Annotated in this window: 20 protein-coding genes; 10 read left to right on the plus strand and 10 right to left on the minus strand. The window is 66.8% G+C overall.

Annotated features, from left to right (window positions below; genetic code table 11):
* Positions 1-41: 41 nt before the first annotated feature.
* Both ACH46_RS05185 and ACH46_RS05190 read right to left on the minus strand, forming a co-directional pair.
* Entirely contained in the window at positions 42-1181 is a 1140-nt protein-coding gene (locus ACH46_RS05185; RefSeq protein ID WP_062391982.1) for an Rv3169 family protein, read from the minus strand.
* Complete coding sequence (locus ACH46_RS05190; protein ID WP_062391983.1) at positions 1178-2296, minus strand: phosphotransferase family protein; 1119 nt, start codon at positions 2294-2296, stop codon at positions 1178-1180. Before ACH46_RS05190 ends, ACH46_RS05185 begins: the two co-directional genes overlap by 4 nt.
* 130 nt (positions 2297-2426) lie before the next feature.
* Here ACH46_RS05190 and ACH46_RS05195 point away from each other — a divergent pair, with 130 nt between their 5' ends.
* The 5 genes from ACH46_RS05195 to ACH46_RS05215 all read left to right on the plus strand — a co-directional run bounded on the left by ACH46_RS05195 (position 2427) and on the right by ACH46_RS05215 (position 8507).
* Positions 2427-4640, plus strand: a complete 2214-nt coding sequence (locus ACH46_RS05195) for an MMPL family transporter (protein WP_062391984.1) — start codon at positions 2427-2429, stop codon at positions 4638-4640.
* A 9-nt stretch (positions 4641-4649) separates the two neighbouring features.
* Complete coding sequence (locus ACH46_RS05200) at positions 4650-5285, plus strand: TetR/AcrR family transcriptional regulator (RefSeq protein ID WP_062391985.1); 636 nt, start codon at positions 4650-4652, stop codon at positions 5283-5285.
* 103 nt (positions 5286-5388) lie between these two features.
* The gene (locus tag ACH46_RS05205; protein ID WP_062394989.1) at positions 5389-6255 is read left to right on the plus strand and encodes a Bax inhibitor-1/YccA family protein; all 867 of its coding nucleotides are present in this window, start codon (positions 5389-5391) and stop codon (positions 6253-6255) included.
* Positions 6256-6382: 127 nt separating this feature from the next.
* Positions 6383-6805 (plus strand): hypothetical protein, encoded by a 423-nt coding sequence (locus ACH46_RS05210; RefSeq protein ID WP_062391986.1) that lies wholly within the window; start codon positions 6383-6385, stop codon positions 6803-6805.
* A 214-nt stretch (positions 6806-7019) separates the two neighbouring features.
* Positions 7020-8507 (plus strand): MDR family MFS transporter, encoded by a 1488-nt coding sequence (locus ACH46_RS05215; RefSeq protein ID WP_062391987.1) that lies wholly within the window; start codon positions 7020-7022, stop codon positions 8505-8507.
* A 149-nt stretch (positions 8508-8656) separates the two neighbouring features.
* On the opposite strand, the gene ACH46_RS05220 is transcribed toward ACH46_RS05215, so the two are convergent.
* Positions 8657-9874 (minus strand): acetyl-CoA C-acetyltransferase, encoded by a 1218-nt coding sequence (locus tag ACH46_RS05220; protein ID WP_062391988.1) that lies wholly within the window; start codon positions 9872-9874, stop codon positions 8657-8659.
* 98 nt (positions 9875-9972) lie between these two features.
* Between ACH46_RS05220 and ACH46_RS05225 the strand changes: the two genes are divergently transcribed.
* Complete coding sequence (locus ACH46_RS05225) at positions 9973-11388, plus strand: cystathionine beta-synthase (protein WP_062394991.1); 1416 nt, start codon at positions 9973-9975, stop codon at positions 11386-11388.
* On the plus strand, positions 11388-12530 hold the full coding sequence (locus tag ACH46_RS05230) for a cystathionine gamma-synthase (RefSeq protein WP_062391989.1): 1143 nt from the start codon (positions 11388-11390) through the stop codon (positions 12528-12530). Before ACH46_RS05225 ends, ACH46_RS05230 begins: the two co-directional genes overlap by 1 nt.
* Before the next feature lie 147 nt (positions 12531-12677).
* Here ACH46_RS05230 and ACH46_RS05235 read toward each other — a convergent pair whose 3' ends face one another.
* Complete coding sequence (locus ACH46_RS05235; RefSeq protein ID WP_062391990.1) at positions 12678-13583, minus strand: DUF559 domain-containing protein; 906 nt, start codon at positions 13581-13583, stop codon at positions 12678-12680.
* Positions 13584-13814: 231 nt separating this feature from the next.
* Between ACH46_RS05235 and ACH46_RS21240 the strand changes: the two genes are divergently transcribed.
* Positions 13815-14414 carry a hypothetical protein gene (locus ACH46_RS21240; RefSeq protein ID WP_157851010.1) on the plus strand — a complete coding sequence of 200 codons (600 nt, stop codon included), beginning with the start codon at positions 13815-13817 and terminating at the stop codon, positions 14412-14414.
* Between the two features lie 17 nt (positions 14415-14431).
* On the opposite strand, the gene ACH46_RS05245 is transcribed toward ACH46_RS21240, so the two are convergent.
* The 3 genes from ACH46_RS05245 to ACH46_RS05255 are packed head-to-tail and all read right to left on the minus strand — an operon-like array spanning position 14432 to position 16336.
* Positions 14432-14929 (minus strand): SRPBCC family protein, encoded by a 498-nt coding sequence (locus ACH46_RS05245; RefSeq protein ID WP_062391992.1) that lies wholly within the window; start codon positions 14927-14929, stop codon positions 14432-14434.
* A 27-nt stretch (positions 14930-14956) separates the two neighbouring features.
* Positions 14957-15862 (minus strand): PQQ-binding-like beta-propeller repeat protein, encoded by a 906-nt coding sequence (locus tag ACH46_RS05250; RefSeq protein WP_062391993.1) that lies wholly within the window; start codon positions 15860-15862, stop codon positions 14957-14959.
* A gap of 30 nt (positions 15863-15892) precedes the next feature.
* Positions 15893-16336 carry a hypothetical protein gene (locus tag ACH46_RS05255; protein ID WP_062391994.1) on the minus strand — a complete coding sequence of 148 codons (444 nt, stop codon included), beginning with the start codon at positions 16334-16336 and terminating at the stop codon, positions 15893-15895.
* A 750-nt stretch (positions 16337-17086) separates the two neighbouring features.
* On the opposite strand from ACH46_RS05255, the gene ACH46_RS21910 reads away from it, so the two are divergent.
* On the plus strand, positions 17087-17719 hold the full coding sequence (locus ACH46_RS21910; RefSeq protein ID WP_157851011.1) for a DUF3558 family protein: 633 nt from the start codon (positions 17087-17089) through the stop codon (positions 17717-17719).
* An 88-nt stretch (positions 17720-17807) separates the two neighbouring features.
* Entirely contained in the window at positions 17808-18224 is a 417-nt protein-coding gene (locus ACH46_RS05265; RefSeq protein ID WP_062391996.1) for a helix-turn-helix domain-containing protein, read from the plus strand.
* A gap of 292 nt (positions 18225-18516) precedes the next feature.
* Here the strand turns inward: ACH46_RS05265 and greA are convergent, their stop codons facing one another.
* The 3 genes from greA to ACH46_RS05280 form a co-directional block, all read right to left on the minus strand.
* Positions 18517-19005: a transcription elongation factor GreA gene (greA, locus tag ACH46_RS05270; protein ID WP_062391997.1), complete on the minus strand. Its 489-nt coding sequence runs from the start codon at positions 19003-19005 to the stop codon at positions 18517-18519.
* A gap of 97 nt (positions 19006-19102) precedes the next feature.
* Positions 19103-19849, minus strand: a complete 747-nt coding sequence (locus ACH46_RS05275; protein WP_062391998.1) for a queuosine precursor transporter — start codon at positions 19847-19849, stop codon at positions 19103-19105.
* On the minus strand, positions 19846-20304 hold the full coding sequence (locus ACH46_RS05280; protein WP_062391999.1) for a DUF4307 domain-containing protein: 459 nt from the start codon (positions 20302-20304) through the stop codon (positions 19846-19848). Before ACH46_RS05280 ends, ACH46_RS05275 begins: the two co-directional genes overlap by 4 nt.
* Between the last annotated feature and the right edge of the window lie 10 nt (positions 20305-20314).

Raw genomic sequence — 20314 nt, forward strand, 5'->3', positions numbered from 1 at the left:
GGAATGTCGGGGACGGGCGATGTCCCGATCGCCGGGCCGCATCACTCCGCTGCGGGTGCGACGTCCGTGTACTCGGCGAAGCCGTACTGGTCGTGCGGGCCGATGACGGAGAACTCGAACAGCCCGCGTCCGGTGACGACGGACCCGTCGACGTCGGTCAGTTCAAAGGCCGCCAGGTAGTCGGCGGGGCAGAACAGCTTCATCGTCGCGTCGAGTTCGGAGACCTTGTGGCGCAGGGCCTCCACCTTCTCGTCGCCCTGCCACATGCCGTGCCGCCAGTCCTGCTCCAGGCCGTAGCCGGTGCCGAAGCCGATGAAGTTCGCGAGCTGCGGATCGCACTCGACGGAGACCGTGTCGCCGTTCGGCTTCACGAACCGCAGCGTCGCCGACGCGGGCTCGCGTCCGCCGGGGACGAACCGGACGTCGTGCTCCACGCGCCCCAGCCATTCGGGCTCCCGGTCGGGGTCGTTCCAGATGCGGCGGGCGTCGCCCATGATCCGTTCGCCGGTCCGCAGCTCCTGCACCAGCACGCTGACGGCGTAGTCGTCGAACCGCATCACCGAGTAGATCCAGAAGAAGCTGGTCGCGTCGGTGTTCGCGGCGCGACGGCCGGGCGGCTCCGCCTCGCCGACGGGACGCACACCCCACGACCGGTCGCGGTTGCCGCGCCACGTCTCCGGGTCCACGTCGAAGTCCTGGCCGTCGACGGTCAGCGAGCCGGTCCAGCGGCCGGTCTGGACGAAGCGCATGGTGTCGAACGTGACGCGCTCGAGTTGCCGCTGGAAGTGTCGCGGTTCCAGGGCGGCGGGGCCGTCGGCGTCGAAGACGAGGTCGAACGAGAGGTCGCCGTGACCGGGCTCCAGCTGGACGTGGAGCCGCTGCAGACCCTCGACGACCTCGACGAGGAACGGGCCCACCCGGAGCTCGTTGCGGTTGGCGCCGAGCGCCTTGGAGCCGCGGACGACGATGTGCTCGTCGCCGTGCCGCACCACGGCGAAGCAGTCGGTGACCCCGAGGTTGGGGTAGACGCCGAGGCCGATGATCAGCCATGGATCGTCGGGGTTCCCGTGGTGGCAGTTGAAGTAGTAGCGGTCGTAGAAGTTGCGGTCCGACGTCCCGACGTGCCGGATCACCTCGGCGACCTGGTGGATCGGGTAGTCGTCCATCTCCGAGAGCGTCATTTGATCTGTCCCCAGTAGGTGCCGGCGAGCATGGCCTCGAGCGTGGCGCGGTGCAGGATCATCTCGTCGGGATCGGCGGGCTCCTGCGCGTGCCCGAAGTGGATGGCGCGGCACTGGATGCGGAACATGATCACCGCGTGGATCAGGGCCGCGTAGGTGGTGTAGAAGTCGAGGTCGGTGGGCCGGTGGCCGGTCTGCTTCAGGTACTCGGCGGCCACGTCCTCGCGCCGCAGGAAGTCGGGCAGGCCCTCCATGCCCGCGAGCTCGGCGAGGTCCTGGAAGAAGCGGTGCAGGAAGATGGTCCACGCCAGGTCGAGTTCGCGTGGACCGACGGCGGCCATCTCCCAGTCCAGCACGGCGACCGGCGTGAAGTCGCGGTACATGATGTTGCCGATCCGGGCGTCGCCCCAGGTGAAGACGTTCTCCGGCGTCTCGGGGAGGTGCTCCTCGATCCAGGCGAAGCCGCGCTCGATCAGGCCGGAACCCGCGCGATCGCGGGAGGCCCAGTCGTAGAACTCGCGCAGGCGGCGCACGTGAGCGCGCAGGGGTGTGTCGTCGCCGGTGGGCTGCGCGACGAAGACGTCAGGCACGGGCACCGCGTGGACGCGGGCCAGGACGCTGATCGTCTCGCGCATCAGGCGGGTCCGATCCTCGCGGGAGGCGTCGGCGACCCAGGAACCGAAGGTGTACGGCATCACGTCGGGCGGGACCTCGCCGTCGATCCGGTCCATCACGAAGAACGGGGCGCCGAGGGCGTCGTCGCCGGGCTCCGACCACCACAGTCGGGGGAGCGGGATGTCGGAGTGCGCGCGGACGTGCTCGATGACGCGGAACTGGCCGTCGAGGTCGTAGTGGGGGAACACCGGATCGCTGTCGGCCTGCGGCGCCACGCGGACCACCAGCCTGCGGTCCTCGCCGTCCCACGACGCCTCGGCGAGCAGGGTCTCGCTCGACATGCCGTTGGACTCGGGGATCGTGACCGCGGTGACGCGCGCGTCGTCGCCCGCCTTCGTCTTGAGCCACGCATCGAGTCGAGCGCGGAGCTGCTCGGGGTCGCGTCGGGATTCGCTGGGCCGGGCCACCTGGGCGTTGGTCTCGTCGTCGATTGCCGCCATGTGTGTATTGAAACACGTTCCATTTCGGGCGAGGTGTGAATCACGATCCGCGTCTCAGGACTGTCGTTCCGTGGGATATCGCTGATAACTTAACGGCGGTAAGTAAGGCTCTGACGGAGGAGACCGACTGATGATCACTCGATTGACCGAGCGCGTCGTCGCCGCGCCCAAACTGGTGCTGACGCTGGTCGTCGTACTGCTGGCGCTGTGCGGGGCGTTCGGCCTCGGCGCCGCCGACAAGATGCTCGCCGGCGGGTTCGACGACCCGCACGCGGAATCGTCGCAGGCCCGCGACACCCTCGACCAGCAGTTCCACCGCGGAGGCGCCAACATCGTCATCAAGATCGACGGCGCACCCGGCACCGACATGTCCACCGACCCGAAGGCCGCCGCCCTCGGCAAGAAACTGGTCGGCGAACTCGAGGACACCGGTTACATCGAGAAGCCGATCCTCAACCTGTGGGCCGATCCCGGTCTCGCCGGGGAGCTGCTCAGCAAGGACAAGACGTCGACGCTGATCGTCGCCGGAGTCGCGGGCGGTGACGAACTGGCTCCCGGTCGCGCCCAGGACCTCTCCGAGCGGCTCTCGGGCACCACGGACGGGTTCGACGTGTCCGTCGGCGGCCAGGCGCTGATGTTCAGCCAGGTCAACGAGCAGACCTCGAAGGACCTCATGGTTGCCGAGGCCATCGCCATTCCGATCAGCTTCCTGCTGCTGATCGTCGTGTTCGGCGGTGTGGTGGCCGCGGCCCTGCCGATCATCGTCGGCGTCGCCGCCATCCTCGGCACGCTCGCATTCCTTCGACTGGTCGCCGGGGTCGCCGACGTCTCGATCTTCGCGCTCAACTTGACCACCGCCATGGGGTTGGCCCTCGCGATCGACTACACGCTGCTCATCGTCACCCGCTACCGAGAAGAAGTGGACCGCGGACTCGACCGCCGCGCGGCCATCATCCGCACCATGGACACGGCCGGCCGCACCGTCCTGTTCTCCGGAGTCACCGTCGGCCTCTCGCTCGCGGCCCTCGCGATCTTCCCGATGTACTTCCTGCGGTCGTTCGCCTACGCGGGTGTCGGCGTCGTGGTGGTCGCCGTCGCCGCGGCCCTGATCATCACCCCGGCACTGCTGATGCTGCTCGGCGACCGCGTCGACGCCCTCAACGTCCGCGCCTGGATCCGACATCGCCTCGGCCGACCGGAGCCGGAGGTCAAGCCCGTCGAGCAGACCGGCTGGTATCGCGTCTCAATGGCGGTCCTGAAGCGGGCGGTCCCGGTCGCGATCATCGTCCCCGCCATCCTGCTGATCCTCGGCGTCCCGTTCCTCGGCATCAAGTTCGGCTTCCCCGACACCCGCGTGCTGCCCGCCACCGCCACGTCGCATTCCGTGCAGGCCGAGATCGACGCCGAGTTCGCGCAGAACTCCGGCGGCACCGCCACCGCGATCGTCGAAGGCCAGGTGTCCGACGACGCGCTCGCCGCGTACGCCGCGTCACTGTCGAAGGTCGACGGCGTCGGTGCCGTCACCACCCCGGTCGGCATCTTCGTCAAGGGGCAGCCCGTCGCCCCGGGTGATCCCGCCGACCGCTCCGGCGACCTCGCGGTGGTGACCGTTTCGAGCACGCAGGACCCGGTCAGTGACGCGGGCCAGGACCAAATCGTCGCCCTGCGCGACGTCCCGACGCCCGCAGGCACCCAGGTCCGCTTCACCGGCATGGCCGCGATGAACAAGGATGTCGTCAGCTCGCTGTTCACCTACCTGCCGTGGGTGCTGGTGGTGATCGCGGTCCTCACCTACATCCTGCTGTTCCTGTTCAGCGGCAGCGTGCTGCTCCCGCTCAAGGCACTGGTCCTCAACGTCCTGTCGCTCTCGGCCACGTTCGGCGCCATGGTGTGGATCTTCCAGGACGGGCACCTCGACGCCCTCGGCACCACACCCACCGGCTACCTGGTGGCGACCATGCCGGTCCTGATGTTCTGCATCGCGTTCGGCCTGTCGATGGACTACGAGGTCTTCCTCCTCGGCCGCATCCGCGAGGAGTGGCTGAAGTCCGACCGCACCCGCGCCGCCAACGACCACGCCGTCGCCGTCGGCCTCGCCCGCACCGGCCGTGTCGTCACTGCGGCCGCCCTGCTGATGAGCATCGTCTTCGCGGGCATCGCCGCGTCGGAGGTGTCGTTCATGCGCATGTTCGGCGTCGGACTCGCCATCGCTGTCCTCATGGACGCGTCATTCATCCGAATGCTTCTGGTCCCCGCCTTCATGCGACTGCTGGGAGTGGGAAACTGGTGGGCGCCGGGCCCGCTGCGGAGACTGCACGACCGGTTCGGATTCAAAGAGGAGTGATCAGCGGTCATGAGTGAGGACGTCGCTGTGCGGGGGACCGCACGACCGCGCTCCCCGCGGGGATCGGGGGAGCAGCTAGCCGAGGAGATCATCTCCGCGACCACCGATCTGCTGATCGAGGCCGGCACCGAGGAGAAGGTCTCGATCCGGGCCGTCGCCCGCCGGGTCGGTGTCACATCGCCGTCGATCTACCTGCACTTCGAGGACAAGGAAGCCCTGCTCGACGCCGTCTGCGCCCGCTTCTTCGAGCAGTTCGACGAGGTGATGATGCACGCCGCCGACGGGATCGACGACCTCTTCGAGCGCGCCCTGGCACAGGGGATGGCGTACGTGCGCTTCGCGATCGACAGTGCGGTGATGTACCGGATCACCTTCGCCCGCATCACCCCGCCCGGCAAGCCGACGCTGACCGACGAGGTGCTGCTGTCGTCGGCGTTCGTCCACTTCTCCGACACCGTCGAAGCGCTGATGGCAGAGGGATCGATCCCGCGGGGCGACGTCGTGCAGACGGTCCTGCAGCTCTGGTCGACCGCCCACGGGCTCGCATCGCTGATGATCGCGAAGCCGGGACTGCCGTGGGGAGACGACCTCGAACTCGCCGAGTCGACGATGCGCGCGGTCTGTCGTGGACTCGGGAACCAATAGTTTCGCGCCAATTGGGTACTGTGGGAACCGAATGGCGTGCACCAGCGTTATCTACGTGAGTAAGCCAAGTCGACTTATCCACATCTTTGCTTAAGGAGCAGTGGTGCGAGAGAGTACCAACCCGATCATGCGTGGCGTGGTCCGTGACAACAAGAAGGCCAACGGCGGTTACGCCTCCTTCAGTCAGGGCTTCGCGGGCGCCGGACAGGCGTCGATGGCTGCCGGACAGCAGCAGTACACCGACCAGTACACCCAGGGATACACACCGCAGGTCGGTACCCGCCCCCTGACGATCGACGACGTCGTCACCAAGACGGCGATGACGCTCGGCGTCCTGATCGTCGTCGCGGCCGGCGCGTACTTCGCGATCAGCCAGAACGAGGCGCTGGCGATGCCGCTGTGGCTCGTCGGCATGATCGGCGGTCTGGTGCTGGTCCTGGTCGCGACCTTCGGACGCAAGCAGGACAACCCCGCGATCGTCCTGGCCTACGCCGCCTTCGAAGGCCTCTTCGTCGGTGCGATCTCGTATGTCTTCGGCAACTGGGTCATCACCGGTGACACCTCCGCCGGATCGCTGATCGGCCAGGCCGTGCTCGGCACGTTCGGCGTGTTCATCGGCATGCTCGTGGTCTACAAGGTCGGCGCCATCCGCGTCACCCCGCGCTTCACGCGCATGCTGATGGCAGGCCTCGTCGGCGTGCTGGTCCTGATGATGGGCAACTTGGTCCTCGGCCTGTTCGGCATCGAGACCGGGCTTCGCAGCGGCGGCCCCATCGCGATCATCTTCTCGCTGGTCTGCATCGGTCTCGCGGCGTTCTCGTTCCTGCTCGACTTCGACCAGGCCGACCAGCTCATCCGCGCCGGCGCTCCGTCGAAGGCAGCATGGGGCGTCGCCCTGGGGCTGACGGTCACCCTGGTGTGGCTGTACATCGAGATCCTGCGTCTGCTGAGCTACTTCAACAGCGACTAGATCTCGACGATCTGAACCGACGAAGCCCGGTGGCGCCTCTTGCGCCGCCGGGCTTCGTGCTGTGTGCTGGAGAGGTACTGCCTGTACGGGTCGGGTCGAAGGGAGTCGTCCGATGAGTACTCGTCCGATGAGTACAAGGTGGAGGCGGATCGGGGCGAGCCTGGCCGCAGTCGGAGCCGGGTTGCTGACGGCGGCTCCCGGTGTGGCCGCAGCAGCGCCCGTCCAGCCGTTTCAGATCCAGCCCGCGCCATTCGGCAATCCCAACGGGAGCTTCGACGTGCCGCCGATCCGCTGCGGCTTCGACACCGGAGGGAAGACCGGGCAGGTGACGGTCACCGGCTCGCGGCGAGACCGGTGGGGCTGCCCGCCGTTCGCGACGGTGCAGTGGGTCAATCTGCAGACCGGTGCCACCGGCGCAGCACGCCTCGGTCCGGGGCTCAACGGTGTTCCGCCGGCCGCGACCCTGCGGACCGGGCGCGGTCAGGTGGCCCTCGTCCTGACCACGAGCGGCATCGTGACGCCCGGGTTCGCGACGGTCGTGGTTCGCTGACCGAAGCGTTTCGGTCGTCGCCGATCAGTTTCGGCGTCGGCGACGGTCTACCTCTCTGACGGCACCCGACTGCGGGCGCCGCAGACGAGAGGAGAACGCCCGTGTCCATGACACTGTTCGTCGGTGTGCCGACGACCGGGAAAACGGGTTGCACGACGGGCGGCGGGTGCTGTTCTGTGGAACGGTTCGACTTCCAACCGAGTGACGGGCTCCGATGACCACCGCAACCACCGCGCCGCACGACGACCGCCTGTCGAAGCAGGACCTGGCGATCATCGCGACGCTCATCGTCGCGACCTTCGTCGTCATCCTGAACGAGACGGTGATGAGCGTCGCCCTCCCGGTGCTGCAGCGCGACCTCGGCGCCGACCCCACCCAGGGGCAGTGGCTGACCACCATCTTCATGCTGACGATGGCGGTCGTGATCCCGGTGACCGGCTTCCTGATCCAGCGCTTCGGGACCCGCACCATGTACCTGGCGGCGATGTCGCTGTTCGTGCTCGGCACACTGACGGCGTTGTTGGCACCGGGTTTCGCGGTGCTGCTCGTCGCCCGAGTGGTGCAGGCGCTCGGCACCGCGATCATGCTGCCGCTGCTGATGACCACCGTGATGACCCTGGTTCCGGAGAACCGTCGCGGCGCGATGATGGGCAACATCTCCGTCGTCATCGCCGTCGCTCCGGCGCTCGGTCCGACGCTGTCGGGCCTCATCCTGGACCACTGGCACTGGCGGGCGATCTTCGGCGTCGTCCTCCCGATCGCCGTCGCCGCGCTCGTGATCGGCGCGCTCTTCGTGCAGCCGGTCGGCGATCGCACGTCCGAGCAGATCGACTACGTGTCGCTGCCGATGGCGGTCCTCGGTTTCGGCGGGTTCGTCTACGGGCTGGTCGCGATCGGTGAGGCCGCGAGCGGGTCCGCGGGGATGCCCGTCTGGATACCGTTCGTGATCGGCGGTATCGGCCTGGCGGGCTTCGTGCTGCGTCAGCTCCGACTGCAACGCGTCGATCGTGCGCTGCTGGATCTGCGGGTGTTCGCGTCGTCGACGTTCACGCTCGCCATCGTGCTGATGGTCGCGGCGATGGCGACGATGATGGGTACCTTCATCGTCGTCCCGTACTTCGCTCAAGAGGTGTTGGCGCTCAGTCCGTCGGCCACCGGCCTGCTGATGCTGCCGGGCGGTCTGCTGATGGGCCTCGCGTCGCCGCTGATCGGCCGGATCTACGACGCCCGCGGTGCCCGGATCCTGGTGATCCCCGGAACGATTCTGATCGCGAGTGGCGTCTGGATACTGACCCTGGTGAATTCCGGGACCTCGGCGTGGCTGCTGGCCGCGGCCCAGACCGTGCTGTGCATCGGCCTCGCCGCCACGTTCACCCCGCTGATGACCGTCAGCCTCAGCTCGCTGACGCCGCGGCTGTACGCGCACGGCTCGGCGGTGCTCGGCACGCTGCAGCAGGTGGCGGGTGCGGCGGGCACCGCACTGTTCATCACGATCATGACGGTGGTCGCGACGTCCGACCAGGAGGCGGGCGTCGTTGCCCACGAGGCCGTGACCAACGGGGTGCGGACGGTGTTCCTGTGCGCCGGAGTCCTCGGCCTGGTGCTGATCGGTCTCGGTCTGCTGGTGCGGACACCGGAGACGGTCGACGAGCCGGAGGAAGCCGACGGGGCCGAGCCCGAGCCGGTCGGGGCCGTCGACTAGCGGCTTCCCCGCACCACTTCCGGTTCCCGCACTCGGTCGCGACCGAGTGCGGGAACCACAACCGGTGCGGCCGGACGGGAATTGGTGCGACGACCAAGGCGGGCCCGGATCGCAGATCCGGGCCCGCCTCGCGGTCGTGCTGGTGTGAGCTAGAGGCGCTCGAGCACCATCGCCATGCCCTGGCCGCCACCGACACACATGGTCTCGATGCCGAACTGGCCGTCGTAGGTGTTCAGGTTGTTCAGCAGGGTGGTGGTGATGCGGGCACCGGTCATGCCGAACGGGTGGCCCAGCGCGATGGCGCCGCCCGAGACGTTCAGCTTGTCGTGGTCGATGCCGAGCTCGGCAGCCGAACCCAGAACCTGAACGGCGAAGGCCTCGTTGATCTCGAACAGGTCGATGTCGGAGATCGACATGCCCGCGACGCGCAGCACCTTGCGGACCGCCTCGATCGGGCCGAGGCCCATGATCTCGGGGGACAGGCCGGTGGCCGCGGTCGCGACGATGCGGGCGAGCGGCTTGAGGCCGAGGGCCTTGGCCTTGGTGTCGCTCATGATGACGAGGGCGGCGGCGCCGTCGTTCAGCGGGCAGGCGTTACCAGCGGTGATGGTGCCGTCGGGACGGAAGACCGGCTTCAGCTGCGAGATCTTCTCGTAGGTGGTGCCTGCGCGGGGGCCGTCGTCGGTGGACACCTGGGTGCCGTCGGCGAGGGTGATCGGGTCGATCTCGCGGGCGAAGAAGCCCTCGTTGATGGCCTTCTCGGCGCGGTTCTGGCTCAGGACGCCCCAGCGGTCCTGGTCCTCACGGGAGATGCCGGTCAGCGAAACGACGTTCTCAGCGGTCTGACCCATCGGGATGTAGACGTCGGGGATCAGGCCGTCCTCGCGGGGATCGTGCCACGCGACGCCGCCCTCAGCGGTCTTCGCGGTGCGCGCCTGTGCGTCGTCGAACAGCGGGTTCTTGGAGTTGGGGAGGCCGTCGGCGGCACCGGCGTAGCCGAAGCTCGAGACGCTCTCGACGCCGCCGGAGATGAAGACGTCGCCCTCACCGGACTTGATGGCGTGCATCGCCATGCGGGTGGTCTGCAGCGACGACGAGCAGTAGCGGTTCACAGAGACGCCGGGGACGTGATCGAGGCCCAGCTGCACGGCGACCGAGCGGGCGATGTTGTAGCCGCCCGCGCCGCCCGGCTGGCCGATGCCGAGGTGGATGTCCTCGATGTCGGCGGCGTCGAGCTCGGGGACCTTCGCGAGGGCGGTGGCGATCATCTGACGCGCGAGCTCGTCGGGACGGACGTCCTTGAGCGAGCCCTTTCCGGCGCGGCCGATCGGGGAACGGGCAGTGGAGACAATGACAGCTTCTGGCATGTGTGCCAGATTACGCTACGGGCGATTTAAACTGCCTCTTCGTCCCACTCATCGGCCCGATCCGGCATGAAGTCGACGGGGATGGGAACATGGACGGCATGCGTATCGCCAATCATGTCGTGGACCTGGTCGGAAACACTCCACTGGTCAAGCTGAACAAGGTCGTGAAGCCGGGATCGGGCTTGGTTGCGGCCAAGGTCGAGTACATGAACCCGGGCGGCAGCTCCAAGGACCGCATCGCCACCCGCATGATCGATGCGGCCGAGGCGTCCGGTGAGCTCAAGCCCGGCGGAACCATCGTCGAGCCGACCTCCGGAAACACCGGTGTCGGTCTGGCGCTGGTGGCCCAGCAGCGCGGCTACAAGTGCATCTTCGTGTGCCCGGACAAGGTGGCCGAGGACAAGCGGAACGTGCTGCGCGCCTACGGCGCCGAGGTCGTGGTGTGCCCGACCGCCGTCCCGCCGGAGCACCCCGACAGCTACTACAACGTCTCCGACCGCCTGACCCGCGACATCGAGGGCGCGTGGAAGCCGAACCAGTACGAGAACCCGAACGGCCCGCTCAGCCACTACGAGACCACCGGTCCGGAGATCTGGCGCGACACCGACGGCAAGGTGACGCACTTCGTCGCCGGCGTCGGCACCGGCGGCACCATCACCGGCACCGGCCGGTACCTGAAGGAGATCTCCGAGGGCAAGGTCAAGGTGGTCGGCGTCGACCCCGAGGGCTCGGTGTACTCCGGTGGCTCCGGTCGCCCGTACCTCGTCGAGGGCGTCGGCGAGGACTTCTGGCCGGGCGCCTACGACCCGACCGTCCCGGACGAGATCATCGCCGTCTCCGACGCCGACTCCTTCGAGATGACGCGTCGTCTGGCCCGCGAGGAAGGGCTGCTGGTCGGCGGCTCGTGCGGCATGGCTGTGGTCGCCGGGCTGAAGGTCGCCGAGCGTGAGGGCCCCGACGCGGTGGTCGTCGTGCTGCTGCCCGACGGCGGTCGCGGCTACCTGTCGAAGATCTTCAACGACGACTGGATGAGCAGTTACGGCTTCCTGCGCACCCCGCTCGACGGTGTCGAGCGCAGCGAGAGCCGCGTCGGCGACGTCCTCCGCGGCAAGGACGGCGCGCTGCCCGACCTGGTCCACACGCACCCGCAGGAGACCCTGCGCGACGCGATCGAGATCCTCCGCGAGTTCGGCGTCTCGCAGATGCCGGTGGTCGGCGCCGAGCCGCCCATCACCGCGGGCGAGGTCGCGGGTGCCGTCTCCGAGCGCGACTTGCTCAGCGCCGTCTTCGAGGGACGCGCCAACCTGGCCGACCCGGTGTCGGCGCACATGGGGGAGGCCTTCCCTCTCATCGGTGCCGGCGAGCCGGTCTCCTCGGCGATGGAAGCTTTGAGCACCTCGGATGCATTGATGGTGGTGGAGGACGGCAAGCCGGTCGGCGTCATCACCCGCCACGACCTGCTCGCCTTCGCAAGCACGCACCCCATCGTTCACCAGCAGCAGGAGGAGAAGTAGTGTCCGACCAGGGCTTTTCGACCAAGGCGATTCACGCGGGCTGGGATCCCGACGGTCGCACCGGCGCGGTCAACGTGCCGATCTACGCCAGCTCGACGTTCGCTCAGGACGGCGTCGGCGGCATGCGCGACGGCTTCGAGTACTCTCGCACCGGCAACCCGACCCGTCGTGTCCTGGAGGCCAACCTGGCGTCCATCGAGGAGGGCACGTACGGTCGTGCATTCGCCTCCGGCATGGCGGCGACCGATGCGCTGCTGCGCGCCACCATGCGCCCCGGCGACCACATCGTCTTCCCGAACGACGCCTACGGCGGCACCTTCCGCCTCATCGACAAGGTCTTCACCCAGTGGGGTCTGACCTACTCGGCGGCGCCCGTCGTCGACGTCGACGCGATCCGCGAGGCCATCACGCCGCAGACCAAGCTGGTGTGGATCGAGTCGCCGACCAACCCGCTGCTGAACGTCGGCGACATCGCCGCCATCGCCGAGGTGGCGCACGCCGCCGGTGCCAAGCTGGTCGTCGACAACACCTTCGCCAGCCCCTACCTGCAGCAGCCGCTGACTCACGGGGCCGACGTCGTCGTGCATTCGACCACCAAGTACCTGGGCGGCCACTCCGACGTCGTAGGCGGTGCCGTCATCACCAACGATGAGCAGCTCGACGCCGACATCGCGTTCCTGCAGAACGGTGCGGGCGCTGTCCCGGGCCCGTTCGACGCCTACCTCACCCTGCGCGGCATCAAGACCCTCGCCGTCCGCATGGAGCGTCACTGCGACAACGCCGAGGCCCTCGTCGAGTTCTTCAGCTCGCACCCGAAGGTCGAGAAGGTCCTGTACCCGGGCCTGGAGGATCATCCCGGTCACGCCGCCGCTGCCAAGCAGATGCGTCGTTTCGGCGGCATGATCTCCGTGCAGCTCGCCGGTGGCCGTGAGGCCGCGCTCGACTTCTGCGCGCGCACCAAGATCTTCACCCTCGCCGAGTCGCTCGGCGGCATCGAGTCGCTGATCGAGCACCCGGGCGCCATGACCCACGCCTCGACCGCAGGCTCCCTGCTGGAGGTCCCAGACAACCTGGTCCGCCTGTCGGTCGGCATCGAGGACGCCGCCGACCTCCTGGAGGACGTGCGCCAGGCGCTCGCGTAGGCGATTCCGCTTCAGCAGTGTTCCCCGTGACGGTGTGTCCGTCGCGGGGAACGCTGGTGTTTGGGGGTCTGTCCGGCGACCTCGTCGAACTTGCTCAGCGTTGGCGCTTTTCGTCGGACTGGGTGCGACGAAAAGCGCCGAAGTTCGTCACATGGTGCCCTGCCTGAGCTCAAGCGTCCGGCTGAGCTCGCGGAGGACGTTGTCGGGCTCGAATTCCAGGCGCTTCCACGTGAAGATCAGTGGCAGCCAGCCCATTCCGGTCAGCATGTTGGTGGTCTCCTGGTCGCGTTCCCAGCGGTCGTGGTCGTGGTGGAACGCCCAGCCGTGGAGCGAGACGGCGATGCGTTCCTCGGGCCAGACGAAGTCGAGTCGGCGGTTTTCGAGCCACACCTGCTGCTGCCAGCCGCGGATCCGGTGCTTGCGGAGGAAGCGGACGAACTTGCGTTCCAGCTCGGACTCCGACAGTCCCTCTGCTGCGGTGAGGAGTCGGCGCGCGTTCCGCATGCCGTGCGACCCGGAGTTGCGATCCAGCGCAGCGCGCAGCTCCCTCAGCGATACTCGCTTCGTCTGCAGTGCGCGGTCCATGATGGCGATGCCGTCGTCGAGGTCTGCGGCGGCAGCGAGCACTGTGAGGGGCAGGGCGGTGGTTCGGATCCCGCGGACGGTCGTCAGGTCTTCGCTGGGGAACGAGCGCCGTCGTATCTCCGTCAGGATCGAGCACGCACAGGTACCGTGCACCGACCGAGGGACCGACATCGTGACGGTCGACGGCGCCTCGTCAATCAAGCCGTGCAGCCACGCGGCGGAGGACCGGTCGACTGTCGCTCCTTGATGGGCGAGAGAGGCGATCCGGACGGCGGCCATGTCGGTGAGATGGTGCTCGGCGCTGAGGAAGACGGACCGGGCGTGCGACCTCCACAACCCGACATCGGTCTTGTGATGCACCTGATCGCGCGTCATGCCGAGGTTGAGAGCCTGCGTCGTCTCGATGACGCCGTCGTGGTCAGCCAGGAATTCCGCCGTGCGGATTGCGATGTGTTGTTCTTCTCCCACAAGGATTGGACGCGCGCGGAGCGTCGCCGGTTCCATTCCACGCATTCCGGGCGTGTCGTGGCCGCGGAAGGTCGACGCTCCCAGCGGCTGTGTGCAGAGCATTGGACGCTCGGTTCCACCGTTCAGATGCTTCAAGAAGCGAGGTTGAGACTGGGTCGCCGATCGCACCTACAGTCGTTTGACGGTGACGCTGTACCGAGGCGCCACTCCGACGAGTGAGGTCGTCCGACGATGAGCACTGCTCCGCAGTCCGCACACTCCGACTATCCGCAGTTTGAGGAAATGGGTCCTGATCCTCGCGTTCCAGTCTCGTCGAGCCGTCGGATCATCGGGTACGTATTGGTCGCCTGTGCAGTGCTGATTCCGGCGATTGCCGTGGTGTCTGAGGGCTCGGATTTGTACGGTACGACGTTCTGGATCAGTGCGGCCACGCTGCCGCCTGCCCTCGTGCTCATCGCGTGCCTCACTGTCGCTCACCGGTGGACGCGCGGAATCGCTGGGGTGGCGCTCTGTGTCGTCGCCAGTGTTCTCGCGTACACGCCGGTACCCGAACAGATCGCCCCATGGAACGGGGTAGTGGGATGGCTAGTGGTGGTTGTCGGCATTGCGCCGCTGGTCGGTGTCGGATGGGCGATCGCCCGCGGTCGATCAGTTCTGCCGGCGGTGGGGAGCGGAGTCGGCGTTGCCGTCGGAACCCTCGCGATCGTTGCAGCGACCGCTTCCGGTGCGGTTCCGGCGGCACCGGTGTGGCTTCTCGGGCTGGTGCTCGGTGGACCGGTCGCCACCGCATGGCTCGCGGCATTGGCATCGCCTCGACCGTCAGCGGAGTGAAGCCCCGGACGAGCCGATCATCGCTGAGTGAAATACCTGACGGTGTCGTTCTTGACGGTCCCGAACGCACCACTGGAGATCGGGCCCGACAGGAACGACGGCAGTCCGACACCCCCGAGCTCCATCGCGAACTTCCAGACCAGGCGGGAGCCGCTGTCGGTCGGAGAGACCTCGGTGTACTCACCGAACTTCTTCAGCCCCGGAATGCTGGCGCGAACACCGTGGAAGGCGTGCTTGTAGGTGGAGGTCGAGGAGTCCTCGTCCCACAGGAAGAAGCGTTCGTCCATCGTGATGAAGCCGGGCGCCAGGGCCACCGACCGCGTCGTCCCGACCGCGTACGGCTCCGGTGACGTGTACCGCACCGACTTCAATGCGCGGCACCAGTCGAGGGTGTTCTGCCGGGTGAACTCCGCCCACGCCTTCTCCGGTGTGACCGGGATGTTCACGTCGATCACGTAGGTCATCGGTGCGCTGTCGAAGTAGGACTCGTCGAACGGTTCGAGATCGAATGCCATGGGTCCGGAGTGTAGCGGCGTACCGGGTCAGGTCTCGGCGACGTACGTCAATTCCGTGTCGGTCACGATCAGCATGCCGTCGCCGACGCGATATAGCGTCGCAGTGTTGTTGTCGGCACCGTAGGTCAGCGACCAGGCCTGCTCGCCGGTGTGGAGATCGAGGGCCGCGAGTGTTCCAGAGCTGCCGCTGAACAGTCTGGTGCCATCGGTGAGCCAGGTGTTCTGACCGATGATCTGCACGCTGTCACCGCCCCACAGCTTGGTGCCGTCGGAGAGTGAGAAGCCTGCGGTCGAATACCCCTCGGTCGGAGTTGATCCGGATACGACGACGGTGTCGCCGATGAGTTGAGCGGAGGCGGACAGTCCGTAGTCATCGAGGGGGTTGACGGCGCCCCACACCGGAGTTCCATCGGGAAAGGATCGCAGGGTTCCCTCGCCGAAGTACGGGGCGGGCGAGACCGCGGTGTCTGCGATACCGAGCTTCGGGGAACTCGATGCTGTCGGAGCGTGCCGGCGGAGCAGCTTGCCGGACACGTCGTACACGAAGACCTCGGATGAGTTGGTCGAAGAGCAACGCGTTCCGACGATTCCGACGCCCGGCTGATAGGTGGTGTACGAGAGGCCGCCGTCGACGAGCGGCTCGCCGTCGATTGTGCGGACGTAGAAGTCGAGCATGCCGTTGCCGGTGGCGATCACACTGCGGTCGGCGGTGAAGTAGGTGCTGTCGCCCGATCCCGGGCAGCCTGTCTCGACCCTCTGATAAGACCGTGTCCAGTTCGCAGTCAGACTCTCGGCAGTGCCGCTGGAGATGATGAGCGATGTGGAGCGATCGATCCCGGACGAACCGACCGTCACGATGTTGCCGTCGACGACGCCGATGGCGCTCACGAACAGGGACGGAGTGATCCGGGATTCGACCGTACCTGTCGTCATGTCGTGAAAAACGATGTCGGTTCGCGCACCCTAGTCGGTGCTGCTGCCGGTTCGATCGAGGCACGCCAGCCGCCCGTCGACGAGCTGATCCGCACACGCCTTCGCGTCGCCGATCGTGGACCATTCCCTTTCGCCCGTCGACGCGTTCAGCGCGATCAGTTCGGGAGCCGAGCCTGACAAGTCGCGGACTGTGAGAACGATCCGGTCGCCGAACTGCAGCACAGCGGGCCGTCGGGAGTAGAGCTCTCCGGAGCCGAAGGTGCCGTTGCTGAGGGTGGTCGCCTTCTCGACGGGGAGTTGCCACTGGATCGTGGGCGCCTCGGAGAATTCGACGGCCGTCTGCGCGTCCGCCAACGGCGTCGCCGAACCGCTGTCCTCGTCACGGTTCAGAAGAGCCACTACACCGACGACGAGGACGACGACCAAGACTGCGGACACGGCGGCGAGCCCGATCAGCAGAGGCTTGCGTGCCACCGTCTTCGTCGGTGGCGGGGTCGGGTTCTGGCGCAGTGGCGGGTAGGTCGACGGGGGCTGGAGCGATGGATAGGCCGGGTACGACGGCGCCGACGAGCCGTCAGATTGTCGGGGCACTCCGTAGCCTGGCGGTGTCGTGAAGTGGGGGACCGGTCCGGCGTTCCGATCGTCGTTCCCTGAAGTCATCGCGCTCTGCCTCCCCTGCAGCTTGCACCCGTCGATGGCGGCGATGGATCGACCGCGCAAGCGCACCGTACGACGTCGAGTGCCCGCCGTCGATCGCCCATACGGCTGATTTGTTCCCTCGCGATGACCCGTCTGGAAAAGAATTTTCAGATTAGATGGAACCGATCGGCGCTCTGCTGCGTCTAATTACTGAGAGCTCTGTCGGAGACTGTGCGGCCGCCCCGCTTCTGCGCCCGCCGAGACACCCAGGAGGATGTCTGTGGAAGACCTCGTCTACCAGCGAGAACTGTGGTCGAGACGCGCGGCGGTCGCGCGGGAGTGTGGGGAGGAGTTGGGGGAGTTGGCGCGGAGCCTCGCTCGCGTCGTCGAATGGAACTACTTCGGGCGCGATTGCGTCGAGGGCCAATCCGTCTACGACGGACTAGCTGCGCTGATCGATTCTGGAGTCGGCACGTTAGAGCGGGTCGCGTCCGATGCGGTCGCGCTCGCAGCGGCGGCTACAGGGGCTATCAGAGAATTGGAATCGGCGGACGGCGTTGGCGGGACGCTAATCGGTGGACAATAATGCAGCGTTCTCGGCGTGGCCTTGGATTCGCAGCACTGGTGCTGTGTGCAATTACTGGTTGCTCGAATCCGACTGAAACTCGTAATTCGGTGCCGAGCTCATCGGCGAAGCCGACACTAAGGCAGGTCGACGACGCAGGCGTCCGCCTTCCGTTCGATACAAAGTTTCCGGACCGTTGGAATCAGGCAAATAACGGGACCAGATATGAGCCATGCACTGCCTTGCTTCCGACGGAATTGGCCCGGCTGGGCGTCGACGCTACATCCGTTCGTGATGCCGCCGGAACGAATGCCCAGACGCTACGGGGGTGCGAGTGGGCATATCGTGGCACAGAGGTGCCCGCCCGCTGGTTCGTCAGTCAGTTCGTCGGTAATTCTGTCGGCCTCGAAGAAGACAAGCGCAAAAAATCTTCGGAAACGTATGTCTGGCTTCCTGATGTCCGGATATCTGGGCGCACCGCTGGCGTTCACTACACCGCAAGCGGGCGGTACTGCGTCACCTATGTGCAGTCGGGCCGAGCCGCTGTGAACACGATGGTCAGCGTCTCGGGCCGAACCCCACCCCCACCCTCCAAAATCTGCGACCGAGCCCTGGCGTTCACCCGCGCGACCATCGGGAAGATGCCTCTCTGACAAGAGATTTGGCTGTGTCGCCGCAGGTCAATCGCTACGCACACAGCTGTGTGCGGACATTCTGGTGTGCGGTCGACACATTAGTTGTGTGCCGACGTCTGACCATGGATCCCTCGAGTGGGATACCTACGCGTTCGCGTTCGGTCATCGGCTGGTGACGCTGCGGAAAGCACGCGGATTGTCGCAAGAACAGGTCGCGGAACGGTCGGGACTGCATCGGAATGCGGTGTCGAATCTGGAGCGCGCGGTCAGCAACAGCAAGTCGGGGTTGGCGAATCCGGAACTGTCGACCGTCTATCGGTTGGCGCGGGCGTTGGACGTGCCGCCGGTCTATCTGATTCCTGGAGCGAACACTCGGATTCTCGATCGGGCGGCCGAGCAGGAGAGCAACCAGTCGCTGTCGGATCTGGAGCGGCAGCTCCGCGGCCTCATCAGCGGGGAGCTTCCGGATTCTGTGTCTGGTGCCGGTCTGCGCGAGCCCGACTGGATCATCGAACGGGGCTGAGTCCCCGATTCCGGGCGTCTGCTGCAGATGCGTCTCCCCGCGACATAGTCCGCGTCTCCCAGCGACAGCTGCGTCGTCCGGGACGACGCAGCTGTCGGTGGGAGACGCAGATGGTCGAAATCCCTGCAACTGCGTCTGTCGGCGACATCCGCGTAATTCGCCGGTATCCGCGTAACTCGGCGGGAGACGCAACTGTCGGCGGGCGACGCGGACGTCGATCGGGGGAGCGAACGGGCTCCTCTGGGCATGCGAAAGGGCCGGTCCGCGTTGCGGACCGGCCCTTTCAGCAGCTTTACGGCTGGTACGGCTCGGCGCTGACCAGCGTCACGCTGGCCTGGGCGCCGCTCGGCACCGTGTAGGTGCGCGTCTCGCCGACCTTCGCATCGATGAGTGCGGCACCGAGCGGGGAGCTCGGCGAATAGATCTCGATGTCGCCGGAACCCTCTTCACGCGTCGCGATCAGGAAGGTCTCCTTGTCGGACTCGTCGCCGTCGTAGTACACGGTGACGACCGAACCGGGGAGGGCGACGCCGGACTGCGTCGGAGCCTCTCCGACGTGCGCCTTGTTCAGCAGATCCTGCAGCTGGCGAATACGCGCTTCCTGCTGGCCCTGCTCCTCACGCGCTGCGTGGTAGCCGCCGTTCTCCTTGAGGTCGCCTTCTTCGCGACGCTCATTGATCTCGGCGGCAATGACCGGACGATTCGCGATGAGCGCATCGAGCTCACTCTTCAAGCGATCGTGCGACTCCTGCGTCAACCAAGTCACGCCTGCATCGGTCATTGTGGTCTCCTTTGCTGTCCGCTAGTGGACTGCTCTAAATGCAGCAACACGGCCCCTTGCGGAGCCGTGCACCGTCTAGCGTACCAGCGCCTGTGGCCTACCGCACATTTGAGGTGACCTGCGTAACATTATCCAGCGCTTCGCGATACGACGGCTCGGCGCGTTTCAGGTAGCGGACCACGGCGTAGGTGACCGGCATGATGAGCACTTCCACCAGCGTCTTCCAGGCGAAACCGATGACGACGTAGTTGATGAAGTCCGACCACGTGCTGATGCCGATGGCCGTGGCGGCGATGGAGCAGAACACCAGCGTGTCGAAGAACTCGCCGACCACCGTCGAACCGATGAGACGCGCCCACAGATGCTGCTCGCCGGCGCGTTCCTTCATCTTCACCAGGACGAACGAGTTCAGCAACTCGCCGACCACATACCCGGCCAGACCCGCGGCCACGATCCGGGGAACGGTGCCCAGGACCGCTTCGAACCCGGCCTGGCCGTCGTAGAAGTCGGCGGCCGGAAGCTCGATCGCCACCCAGAAGCACAGGGACGCAAGCACAATGACGCCGAAGCCGGACGCGATGGTGCGACGCATCGCGCGGAAGCCGTAGACCTCGCTGATCACGTCGCCGATCACATAGCTGAGCGGAAAAAGGAAGAAGGCGCCGTCGGTGACGAGGCCGTTCACGTGCAGGGGGCCGAGGTCGAGCTGCAACCAGTCGAACAGCACGACGGCCTTGGTCGCGGCGATGTTGCTGATCAACATCACGCCGACGAACACAGCCGTCAGCACCGGGTAGTACGGGCTCGAGAGGCGTGCGAAGACCGCCTTGCCGGACCGGGTCACGCGTTCGGCTTGAGGTAGGAGGGAACGTCGGTGCCGCAGCCGAACAGCTCACCGATCACGGCCGGCTTCGACGTCGACACCTCGGTGCGCGCGCCGACCTGAGTCTGGGAACCCGGCGGGATCAAGATCTCCCGGCGCCCGACCTCCGAGCCGTCCTTGGCGCGGGCGCGGACGATGCACACGACGGCGTCGTCCGGGTTGGTGCGGTTGACGGTGTACTGCACGGCGACGCGATCGGGGGAGAGGAGCTCGTAAGCGGTGGCCTGCCCTGAGATGTCGGGGTCGCCGAACCGCTGGTAGCCGATGTACGCGATTCCGACGCCCGCGGCGATCACCGCGACCGCCAGCACGTAGAACCAGCGACGCTTGGCACTCGGCGACCTGTCTGTGGGGTACGTCGCTCGGGGGCCGCTGCGCGGAGTCTGCTGGTCATGGCCCCCGTCTGATGTGCTCACGTGTCAATAC

It is taken from the genome of Gordonia phthalatica, assembly GCF_001305675.1.
Classification (GTDB): Bacteria; Actinomycetota; Actinomycetes; order Mycobacteriales; family Mycobacteriaceae; genus Gordonia; species Gordonia phthalatica.

Bases quoted from the DNA above. Each gene is read 5' to 3' on its own strand.
- ACH46_RS05185 (WP_062391982.1), bottom strand. From the start codon at position 1,181: ATGACGCTCTCGGAGATGGACGACTACCCGATCCACCAGGTCGCCGAG.
- ACH46_RS05190 (WP_062391983.1), bottom strand. From the start codon at position 2,296: ATGGCGGCAATCGACGACGAGACCAACGCCCAGGTGGCCCGGCCCAGC.
- ACH46_RS05195 (WP_062391984.1), top strand. From the start codon at position 2,427: ATGATCACTCGATTGACCGAGCGCGTCGTCGCCGCGCCCAAACTGGTG.
- ACH46_RS05200 (WP_062391985.1), top strand. From the start codon at position 4,650: ATGAGTGAGGACGTCGCTGTGCGGGGGACCGCACGACCGCGCTCCCCG.
- ACH46_RS05210 (WP_062391986.1), top strand. From the start codon at position 6,383: ATGAGTACAAGGTGGAGGCGGATCGGGGCGAGCCTGGCCGCAGTCGGA.
- ACH46_RS05215 (WP_062391987.1), top strand. From the start codon at position 7,020: ATGACCACCGCAACCACCGCGCCGCACGACGACCGCCTGTCGAAGCAG.
- ACH46_RS05220 (WP_062391988.1), bottom strand. From the start codon at position 9,874: ATGCCAGAAGCTGTCATTGTCTCCACTGCCCGTTCCCCGATCGGCCGC.
- ACH46_RS05225 (WP_062394991.1), top strand. From the start codon at position 9,973: ATGCGTATCGCCAATCATGTCGTGGACCTGGTCGGAAACACTCCACTG.
- ACH46_RS21240 (WP_157851010.1), top strand. From the start codon at position 13,815: ATGAGCACTGCTCCGCAGTCCGCACACTCCGACTATCCGCAGTTTGAG.
- ACH46_RS05245 (WP_062391992.1), bottom strand. From the start codon at position 14,929: ATGGCATTCGATCTCGAACCGTTCGACGAGTCCTACTTCGACAGCGCA.
- ACH46_RS05250 (WP_062391993.1), bottom strand. From the start codon at position 15,862: ATGACGACAGGTACGGTCGAATCCCGGATCACTCCGTCCCTGTTCGTG.
- ACH46_RS21910 (WP_157851011.1), top strand. From the start codon at position 17,087: ATGCAGCGTTCTCGGCGTGGCCTTGGATTCGCAGCACTGGTGCTGTGT.
- greA (WP_062391997.1), bottom strand. From the start codon at position 19,005: ATGACCGATGCAGGCGTGACTTGGTTGACGCAGGAGTCGCACGATCGC.